This is a genomic window from Microvirga sp. KLBC 81, from assembly GCF_003075415.1.
GTDB lineage: Bacteria > Pseudomonadota > Alphaproteobacteria > Rhizobiales > Beijerinckiaceae > Microvirga.
This window is the reverse complement of the sequence record NZ_QDAH01000124.1, coordinates 1-10,340: the sequence shown is the minus strand read 5'-3', so window position 1 is coordinate 10,340 and position 10,340 is coordinate 1. Positions and strand designations below refer to the sequence as shown.

6 protein-coding genes and 1 pseudogene are annotated in these 10,340 nt (G+C 57.7%); 4 read left to right on the top strand and 3 right to left on the bottom strand.

Annotated features, from left to right (window positions below; translation table 11 throughout):
• Positions 1 to 887: IS110 family transposase (locus DC522_RS30810; protein WP_116532294.1), on the bottom strand; the 887-nt coding region annotated here is incomplete at its 3' end.
• A gap of 75 nt (positions 888 to 962) precedes the next feature.
• Between DC522_RS30810 and DC522_RS30805 the strand changes: the two are divergent.
• Positions 963 to 1,405, top strand: a pseudogene (locus DC522_RS30805) (transposase); the annotation flags it as partial.
• Between the two features lie 120 nt (positions 1,406 to 1,525).
• Here the strand turns inward: DC522_RS30805 and DC522_RS30800 are convergent.
• Both DC522_RS30800 and DC522_RS30795 read right to left on the bottom strand, forming a co-directional pair.
• Entirely contained in the window at positions 1,526 to 3,124 is a 1,599-nt protein-coding gene (locus DC522_RS30800; RefSeq protein ID WP_245444702.1) for a thiamine pyrophosphate-dependent enzyme, read from the bottom strand.
• Positions 3,125 to 3,132: 8 nt separating this feature from the next.
• Positions 3,133 to 4,149: a histidinol-phosphate transaminase gene (locus DC522_RS30795; RefSeq protein ID WP_245444701.1), complete on the bottom strand. Its 1,017-nt coding sequence runs from the start codon at positions 4,147 to 4,149 to the stop codon at positions 3,133 to 3,135.
• A gap of 923 nt (positions 4,150 to 5,072) precedes the next feature.
• Here DC522_RS30795 and DC522_RS30785 point away from each other — a divergent pair.
• The 3 genes from DC522_RS30785 to DC522_RS30775 all read left to right on the top strand — a co-directional run bounded on the left by DC522_RS30785 (position 5,073) and on the right by DC522_RS30775 (position 10,124).
• Positions 5,073 to 7,412 carry a PEP/pyruvate-binding domain-containing protein gene (locus tag DC522_RS30785; protein ID WP_116532290.1) on the top strand — a complete coding sequence of 780 codons (2,340 nt, stop codon included), beginning with the start codon at positions 5,073 to 5,075 and terminating at the stop codon, positions 7,410 to 7,412.
• Between the two features lie 412 nt (positions 7,413 to 7,824).
• Positions 7,825 to 8,508: a helix-turn-helix domain-containing protein gene (locus tag DC522_RS30780; protein ID WP_205769847.1), complete on the top strand. Its 684-nt coding sequence runs from the start codon at positions 7,825 to 7,827 to the stop codon at positions 8,506 to 8,508.
• 125 nt (positions 8,509 to 8,633) lie between these two features.
• The gene (locus tag DC522_RS30775) at positions 8,634 to 10,124 is read left to right on the top strand and encodes an aldehyde dehydrogenase family protein (protein WP_116532289.1); all 1,491 of its coding nucleotides are present in this window, start codon (positions 8,634 to 8,636) and stop codon (positions 10,122 to 10,124) included.
• Positions 10,125 to 10,340 lie beyond the last annotated feature (216 nt).

The following is a 10,340-nucleotide window of genomic DNA, read 5'->3' as shown; positions in this document are numbered from 1 at the left end:
GGAGCCGTGCCATGTCTGGTCGCCCATCGAACTACTGCTGTGGCGCCGATGATGAGCAGGCGGCGCAGGTCGCGCTGTCCCATCTTCGACGTTTTGCCTAACCGTGGCTTCCCACCGGATGAATTCTGCTTGGGTGTAAGGCCCATCCAGGCCGCAAAATCCCGACCCTTGTCGAAAGTCTCGGCCGCAGGAGCCAGGGCTTCCAGAGCTGTTGCTGTGATCGGACCAACGCCAGGGATCGTCATCAGGCGTCGGATCTCCTCATCCTGCCGCGCCCGCTGCGTGATCTCCCGGTCCAGCTCACCGATCTTCTGGTTGAACTCACTTAACGTCGTGATGAGCATCCGGCAGACGGATCGCGCGGCCTCAGGAAGGTCCGTAGCCGGATCCTCAACCGCGGCGATGAGCATGTGGATGTGTCTGGGCCCTTGGGGTGCGATAATACCGAATTCGGTGAGATGCCCGCGCAGGGCGTTGATGATCTGGTTTCTTTGGCGCACCAAAAGGTCTCTGGCCTTGAACACCATGGTGGAGGCCTGCTTCTCCTCACTCTTGACCGCGACAAAGCGCATGGTGGGCCGGTGAGCGGCCTCGCAAATGGCCTGGGCGTCGGCGGCATCGTTCTTCTGCCGTATGACGAAGGGCTTCACATAGTTGGGAGCGATCAGTCTCACCGTATGACCCAAGGTGCTGATCTGGCGCCCCCAGAAGTGGGCACTCGCACAGGCTTCCATCGCGACCGTGCAGGTTGGTTGAGAGGCAAGAAACATCAGGAGCTTGCCCCGCGACAGCTTCTTTTGAAAGAGCACAGCGCCGGTTTTGCTTGCGCCGTGGAGTTGAAACACATTCTTCGCCAGATCGATGCCGATGATATCAAGCGTCTGCATGGACGATCCTCTTGGTTATGGTTGCGAATGCTACAACCTTGGCAGCTAGGCGCTGCCGGAGGGGCGTCCACCCCATTGTACTTGTACCGCGCCATCGACAACAATGGCGACACCGTTGAGTTCTGGTTCAGCGAGAGGCGCAATCTCACTGCCGCCAAACGGTTCCTGCGCAACGCGCTCAAGCGGCACGGACGGCCAGAGAGGATCGTCATCGACGGAAGCCAGACTAATCGAGAGGCTATCCTGTCGTGCGACACAACAGACCGGCTCCAAGACAGAACGCGGCGTGATCTGAAGCCCATTCATATCCGCCAAAGCGCCTATCTCAATAATCGGATCGAGCAGGATCATCGGGCCATCAAGCGGCGGGTTCGCCCGATGAGGGGTTCAAGTCCAACAGCGCTCGCGCGATCCTGGGCGGCATCGAAATGGTGCACATGATGCGCAAACAGCAGGCGACGTATGCCTGCAACCAGCCGCTATCTCTCGTCGAGCAGTTCAACAGACTGGCTGCGTAAAGCCTCCTTTTAGAATAGCCCTCTTTCTGCTCTCATCGAGAATTCGCGACAGAGCACCGGAAACTGGTGCCAATCGGATCTTCGGTCGGTATGATGTAACCGTCGCTTATGCCGCCCACCTCAACGGAACTGGTCAACACTCGGCATATCGCCGACGGTGACTTCAATGACGGTCGGCACCTTCGTCGTCGCAATCGCCCGGCGCAGCGCGAACCGTACTTCTTCAGGCGATACAGTTCGGATCGCCTGCGCGCCGAAGCTTTCCGACATGCGGCAGAAATCGGGGTTCTGCAGATCGGTAGCGATGACCCTCCCACCGTAATGGTTGATCTGCATCTGCTGGACATTGCCGAAGCGGTTGTTATTGAAAAGCAGGACGATCAACGGAATCTTGTGTTGAATGGCGGAGGCGAGTTCCTGCACGGAAAACATGAATCCGCCGTCGCCGGTGACAGAGACCACAGGAACGTCCGGCTTTGCCACCTTCACCCCAAGCGCCGTCGGAAAGCCATAGCCGAGCGTTCCCTGGTAACCGGTCGATATGTAGGTGCGAGGGTTATATACCGGATAAACGATACGGCTGGCAAAGCCGACCTGGGTTAACTCGTCGACAAAGATGCCATGTTCGCCAATTTCATCGCGGATGACCTTGAGATAGCTGAGCTGCGGCTCCAGAACTGCGGAACGTCTTGCCCAGTCGGCTTTAATCTCCAACAATTCAGCCTCCCGCGAAGGGCGGACTGTGTTGTGGTTTTCGAGCCTTCTCAGCAGAAGCGGCAAGGCCTGCTCCGCGCGCGCCGTGATTTCACATTCCGGTGTGAAGAACTTGCGGTGGCTGGTCGGGTCGACGTCGATGCGGATGATGTCGGGCCTGTAGGTCTGAATCCATTTCCTCGCGGGAACCCGCATATTGCTGCCGATTGCCAGCACCACATCAGTCCTTTTCCAAAGCTCCTTGGCGGCCGGCTGGTGAAGCGAGAGATAGCTTCGGGCATCCACGACGCCCATGCCAGTGCGGTATGCGACGACGGGCGCCTGCAAGGTCTCGGCCAACTGACGAACAAGAGCACTCGCGCCTTGCGCACCGCTCCCGACAAAGATCAGTGGGGAAACTGAGCCGCCAAGCAGCTTGGCCGCCTCTTCGATCGCATCTTCGTCGAGAGGCGGTTCATAGCAGGGAGGCATGTTGAATTGCGGATTCGCCGGGGCCTTGCCCGCAAGCACGTCCATCGGAATTTCAAGTCCAACTGGCCGCGGCCGCCCGGAGAGCATCTGGCGAAAGGCTTCGCCAATCAGGACAGGAATCTCCGACGGGGTGTCCGCTCTGTCCGCCCATTTAGTCAGCGAACGTAGGATCAAAAGCTGATCATTGATCTCGTGCAATTCGCCCCAATCCTTGCCGATGGCGGTCGAGTTGATCTGTCCAGTCAAGCACATCAGCTTCGCGTTAAGCGCGTATGCCGTCGACATCGCCGCCGTGGCATTGAGAAGGCCGGGCCCTGGAACGACGTTGAAGACTGTTGGCAAATCGCTCGCCAGCGCGTGGCCGAGTCCCATATAGGCCGCGCCCTGCTCGTGTCGTGCGTGGATGACGCGAAACTTGTCGCGATGATCGTACAATGCGTTATAGAGCCAATCGTTCTGCACGCCAGGCAGGCCGAATATTGTCTTTATTCCGAGATTGTGCAGCGAAAGAACGGCTGCCTCACCGCCCGTCATAGTTCTCATCATCCCTCAACCCTACAGAATTGTGCGAGCGACGTGAGTAGGCGCGTATTGTCGTCCGGTGTACCGATTGTGACCCGGATATGGTGCGGCAGATAGAATGCAGGTCGCACCATCACGCCACGCTTGGCCAACACCGTTGTCAGTTCCTCAGCGTCGTAGCCTTCGGGACAGCGGAACATAACGAAGTTAGCCTGGCTTGGTGTCACCTCCAGACTCAACTCGGACAGCCTTTCCAAGAGGCGACGCCGTTCGACATGATTGTTTTCGACGGTACGCTGCAAGTGACTGGTATCTTCCAGAGCAGCCATAGCCGCTTCCATACCTGGGTTGCTCAGGTGGAAACTGCGCTTCAGCTTTTGCACCTTCTGTGCTGTCCGCTGGGGCGCAATGCCATAACCGAGGCGCATGCCCGCCAGACCGTAAGCCTTGGAGAAGCTGTGAACGATCACGATGTTCCGACCATCGAGGACGTGACGGATGGCGTCAGGAAGGCCCTCTTCGGTAGCGAATTGATAGTATACTTCGTCGTAGATCACCGTGACGTGTTCAGGCAGCCGGTCGAGAACTTCCTTCAGTGGATTTCCGCCAAACCACGTTCCAGTCGGGTTGTTCGGATTGGACAGATATACCAACCGGGTTTCCTCGGTGACCGCGCACAAGATCGCATCCACGTCGAGGTCGAAGCCGGATCCGACAAGTGGGACCTTGTCTATCTCACATCGCTTGTTGGATAGCGATTGCGAATATCCTCCAAAGCACGGCGGGCAAATGATTGCCCGCTGGCCGGGGTGGATAAGCGCATCCTCGACGAGCGACAGGACCTCAACACCACCGTTTGCCGAGAAAAAATGGGCTGTTGCGAGGCCCCGGCGGTGAAAGGCTGCCAGAGTGTCGCAAAGCTTGCTGTCCGTGCGTTCCGGATAGCGGCTCGCCGAGCGGACTGCCGATTGTGCGGCGGCAACTGCCTTGGGCGAAGGACCAAACGGGTTCTCGTTTGATGAGAGCTTTGTAATCACCAGGCTCTCGGCCTGCCCCTTAGCTTCATCAATTGAGGGGACAGTCTTACATTCCATTATGGAGACCACGGACCTTCTCGTCTATAAGGAATGGGACTATCGGTTTAGCCCAGGTGAGATTGTTACCTATAGACATCAAACGGCTCCGTTGGCGTGTAATGGCACAGCTGGAAAAGCAAGAGCCATGCCAGAGGGAACGCAGCAGTCGATTCCAATTGAATTTCTTCACATGGCTCAACCGCCTTACCAAGAATTGCGACAAAACCCCTGGCATTGTCTGAGGCGCGACAAATGTCGGAAATGCGGCCAATCGATTGCCTCGTATCGAAATGAGTTTTTCCTTTTGGCACGCATGTTGCACGTTGCTCTAGGTGTCCGCAACGCGTCGCGCAGGTAATGCATAATGTTCGCACATTGCTGTCTGTCAGGGATCAGGCCAAACTACAGCGGGACCTCCCGGTGCAGAAGAAGGTCACGGATTTGTTCACCATCGTCAGCGGCCGCTACTGGCGCCTGGCATTGACGGGCACCGCACATTTCGAGGAGACACCGCGTGCAAGTAGTCTGCAGGTCCACGATTGGAAGGCTTAGCCCTACGGCGTGTTCGTGCAGGCGAGCGCCAAGTTGCCGCTGGACGATCCACAGGATTCCGTGTTCGCGGGCTTGGTCGAGTTCGGACGTGCGTTAATCGCCGAACGTACCAAAGGCGGAGCTGGCTGCTACACGAACTAGGTGGCTGGAACGCTTGGCGTCCCTTCAAGATGATGTCGGCCAAGCTCAGTCTAGCTGCCGCCGTAATGGGACAGCTCGAAACGAAGGGCCGATCTCTGTGCGGTCAAGTTTTCATAGTCAGCCATTCTTCGGTCCCGACGGAAAGCCCCAATAAAACCGAGAGCATTGCCTTGAATGGAGAAAGTCGACCAATGAACATTATGGCAGAAGCCGTTCGTTCTACAAAAGCAAAGACGTTATTGGCTCTTCGTGCTGCTGCTTCACATTTTAGGGTCTTCCCAGGTTATTGTTTGACGTATGAACAGTGGCGCCGAGAAGGCACTGGATCGACCAAAAGAATCAGAATGGCTATTGGGGCGTCTGAACCGCTGATCGTTCGGTCAAGCGCAGCTTCGGAGGATGGGTCGGAACAATCGCAAGCCGGGAAGTACCTTTCAGTTTTGGGTCTACACACGGACGAACAGCTGAACCAGGCTATAGACGACGTATTCTCCTCTTACGGTGATCCGGCGCCCGCGGACGAGGTGTTCATTCAGCCGATGGCTCAAGATGTTGCGCTAAGTGGCGTGGTCATGACCTGCGACCCAGCCTCGGGCCTGCCCTATTGCATTGTCAGCTACGATGAGAGCGGTGACACCACGGGTGTTACTTCCGGGAAAAACGGGACACGCACGTACATCTTTGTGCCAGGGCACGATGTTCCGAAGCCGCTCCGCGGTTTGCCGCCGGCGATCGACGAAGTGGTCAATATTGTCGGTGCCAAAGAGGTCGATATCGAGTTCGCGATCACAAATGAGGGTACGGTTGTCGTCTTTCAGGTGCGGCCAATCACTACGCGAGGGATAAAGGATGGGACCTGGGGCGATCAAATTGATGGCCTTCTGCGATCTCTTAATCGCGTCAAAGCTTCGATCGAGGACGTCAACAGGTTTAACGACGGCCAAGGCCTCATCGGACACGCCCTTGGAGTTATGCCGGATTTGAATCCGGCCGAGTTGATTGGCACGAAGCCAAGGCCGCTGGCCGCTTCGCTCTACCGGCACTTGCTGAGTGACACCGCCTGGGCGACCGCTCGGGAAAAGTTCGGATACCGAGACCTCCGATCGATTCCCCTTGTGCATATGATCGGTGGGACTCCGTATGTTAGCGTATCCGCGAGCGTGGCGTCTTTTATACCTGCCACGGTGCCAGAACCCGTTGCCCAAAAGGTCATCGCCGAAGCACAACGAAAACTGAATCAAGAACCAGAACTCCATGACAAGATCGAATTTCGTGTCGTGCCGACCTGCCTCAAGCCCAGAATGAGGGACGGTCAGTGGCGTCAGCAGTTTTCTAGCCTTTCAGACGATGAATGGGCCTCGTATCTCGACGCTCTCGGAATCCTCACAAACCGCATTGTCAGCGGAGGCGCCCTTTTTGACCGCGCTGCGGAGGGGGTCGAAAGGTTAGGGTCCGCCGCAGGGCAGGTAAAGCAGAATGCGGGCCGCGGGTTACTCGACGTATTGTCGTTGATCGAGAAGGCTCGTGTGCACGGTACGGTGCTGTTCGCGGAGGTCGCGAGGGCAGCCTTCGTCGCGACAGACATTCTGAAGTCATTGGAGGCTGAACAATTGGTTCCTCAAGGGTTTCTTGACGCCATTGTGTGTGCCTCCGATGCGGTTGGCGCCCAACTGGTTCATGATTTTGCCGTACTCGAGCCTGCAGCATTCCTCAAGCTACATGGACATATTCGCCCCGGCACATATGAGATCACCGTTCCGCGATACGACGACCCACACGGTCAATACTTCGACTGGATGAATCGCTCTGTCAGGGGAAACCCGACAGAGACGCGGGCGGCTGCTCCAGTTCTGTCACCTGCTCAGATCTCCCGCGTTTGTCTGGAGTTCGATCAAACTGGCTACGCCTTCGGTTGGCCGGAATTCGAAGCGTTCGCAATGAATGCGATTCAGGCCCGCGAACGCGTCAAACATGCATTCAGCTGGCTTGTTTCTGACGCCTTGGAGCAGCTTGCGCTGATCGGAGCCGACCTCGGCCTTAACCGAGAGGAGTTGTCCTTTCTCACGTTACCAGAGATTGCCCTCACTGTGGAAATGCGCAAGGACCTTTCATCCTTCTTGCGGGCCGTGGCCAGGCGAAATCGGAGGGCCTGGGAAACGACTAGGCATCTACGCCTGCCGGACGTTCTGTGTTCCCCAAAAGACATCTTCGGCTTTCATGTCGTCGAATCGCGTCCCTGCTTCATCACCGGAAACACAGTCGAAGGCCTCGTCACAGGTGTAGATGACGTCTCCTTGAAGGATGGCATCCTGTTTATCGAGAATGCGGATCCGGGCTTCGATTGGGTATTCACGCGCGAGATCAAAGGCTTCGTCACGAAATACGGTGGGGAGAACTCACATATGTCAATTAGAGCACGCGAACTCGGTCTCCCCGCGGTGATCGGCGCTGGCAGCCGCTTTGAGAGTTGGCGGAGCGCTTGCGTTATCCGCCTCGAGTGCGCAGTCCAACGCGTGGAAATTCTGAGATGAGGATTGTTGCCGCTACGATGCGGGGCCTGCAGGGTGCTCTCGGTTCCGATTCCCAATGACCCCGACACGACGTTGAGTACCGAGGCAAACCGATTGCTGGGATCATCTGGCACCCAAAGCGGTCGCCCCCGAGACACAGCGTACATAAGCCCGCCAGAACCTATACTGTTCATCTCACCCCGCCACCGGCGGTCGGCTTGGCGACGGTAATGGTGCTCCTCCAGGCCGTGCCTATCGCCGCTTCCGACCGCTCGTCGCAACCCCCGACCTCAGAGTGTTGTGACGACCGGTTGAATTCAATTTGCACACCGCAATCCCTCGATAGAGATGTCACCGCTCTCCCCGTTACAAATGTCACCTCCTCCCGGCGTCGTTTGCAGCAGAGAGCTTCGTTTCTATGGTGGTCCTTGCCATGAGCCGTCCCGAGATCGACCGGATGCATGTTCTGCGCGACGTGACGGCAGACCGCATCACCGTCAATGAGGCTGCCCAACTGCTGCGGCTCACCCGCCGTCAGGTCTTCCGCCTCCTCGAGGCCTCCCGGTCTCATGGCCCCAAAGCCCTGGTATCCACCTGTCGCGGCAAACCCAGCAACCGCTGCTATCCGGCGGCCGTGCGCAGCGAGGCGCTGGCGCTCATCAAAGCCAACTATGCCGATTTCGGCCCGATACTGGCCTGTGAGAAGCTGGCCCAACGGCACGGGATCAGGTTGGGTGTCGAGACGGTCCGGCGCTGGATGCTGGCCGAGGGCCTCTGGCAGGATCGCCGGCAGCGGCTCAAACCCGTGCATCAGCCGCGCGCGCGGCGCGGTTGCTTCGGCGAGCTCGTCCAGAGTGATGGCTCGCAGCACTGGTGGTTCGAGGAGCGCGGACCACAGTGCACTCTGCTGGTCTGCGCCAACTCGCCCCAAACCAAGGGACGGGTGGAACGCGCCAACGGCACCCTGCAGGACCGGCTGGTCAAGGAGCTGTGCCTGGACGGGATCTCGTCGATTGAGGCTGCCACCGCATTCCTGTCCAGGTTCATGGACGACTACAACCGCCGCTTCGCGAAGGCACCGTTCAGCGATAAAGCAGCTTACCATCCTTGTCCATGAAGCCGGCCGCAAGGTTCATTTTGGCTTGCGGCGCGGTAATTGCACAATCGCCGGCGGGGTGTGTCGGATTGATGCAGCGGGACCTGCATCGGCGCCCTTAAGCCAGTCAGAGTGGAATAAGACGGATGAGCCTTGAACAATCTACCATTGATTTGCTGCGGGCGTCGCCCGCGCCAGTCGGTCTGAATTTCATCAACAACAAGGCGGTTTCTGCGGCGAGCGGCGAAGTAATGCCGGTGATCAGTCCAATTGATGGAACCCAGTTGACGGTTCTCGCCGCGTCAGACGCAGAAGACATGAACCGGGCGGTTGCCGCAGCGCGGCGCAGCTTCGAAACAGGCTGTTGGTCGGGTATGGCTCCGCGGGAACGAAAAAGGATTATGCTCAAATGGGCGGATCTGATCGATAGGCATGCGCTAGAGATCGCGGTGCTTGGGGTCCGTGACAACGGCACCGATATTCGTATGGCTCTAAAGGGAGAACCGCAGTCCGCTGCAGACACTATCCGGTTCTATGCCGAAGCCATCGACAAGCGAAATGGCGAGATCACCCCGACGCGCCATGACATTCTCTCACTTATCCACCGAGAGGCGGTGGGCGTGGTGGGCGTGATCATCCCATGGAACTTTCCGCTAATGATCGGAAGCTGGAAGCTGGCACCTGCCCTGGCCGCTGGAAATAGTGTCGTCGTAAAGCCTTCCGAGGAAGCGAGCCTTTCGATATTGCGGGTGATAGAGCTCGCAGCAGAGGCGGGCATCCCGCCTGGCGTACTGAATGCGGTGAACGGACGTGGCGCCATCGTGGGCGAGACGCTCGGATTGCACATGGATGTTGATGTACTTGGCTTCACTGGCTCAGGGGGCGTCGGACGTCGGCTGCTGGAGTATTCTGCGCGCTCGAATCTGAAACGCGTCTATTTGGAGCTTGGCGGCAAATCTCCAAATCTGGTCTTCGCCGATGCGCCAAATCTCAAGCGTGCGGCAAGAGAGACGGCAGCATCGATCTTTCGCAATAATGGTCAGGTTTGCGCGGCAGCTTCGCGTCTAGCGGTCGAACGATCCGTATATAAGGATTTCATGGAGGCTGTGCGGGCTGAGGCTACCGCCATGCGGATCGGCGACCCGCTGTCATTGGCCTTCACAACAGGGGCGCTGGCCAATGCCGCTCAACTTGCAAAAACTAGGGTCGCGATTGCTCGCGCCGCCGAACAGGGTGCCACTGTATACCATGGCGGCAACCAGCTCCATGCCGAAAGCGGCGGCTTCTATCATGAACCTACAATCCTGACCGATGTGGCCACCGAGATGGATGTTGTTCAGCAAGAGATTTTCGGGCCCGTTCTTGTTGCGCGGTCGTTCGACACCGAGGAAGAAGCAATCGCAATCGCGAACGAAACGGTGTTTGGCCTCTCTTCGGTTCTATGGACGCGCGATCTGTCGAAGGCGCACCGAGTGTCCAACAGAATAAAGTCGGGCGTTGTACACATCAATTGCTACTCGGGAGCGGATATCACAGCACCCCTTGGCGGTGTCCGGCAATCAGGCAATGGTTCGGATCGTTCGTTGCATGCCTTGGAGAAATACGAGAACCTAAAGACCAAATGGATTCAGCTGTGAGCCAAAGAGCTCATGGCGCTGATCGAGGATCTGATCGAGACGGCTGCGATACAGATCGCCAGAGCTCGGCAGCGTTGGCTTGGGTCCCATGGCAAAACACCGGGAGTTATTTCGGAATCTGGGTGATGACGGTGTGAGAAGGGCGACGTATCGAGGCGGGTGTCGAGCCTGCCAGAACCTCTTCAAGAAGAGCGATACGTCATGACCGAGACTACC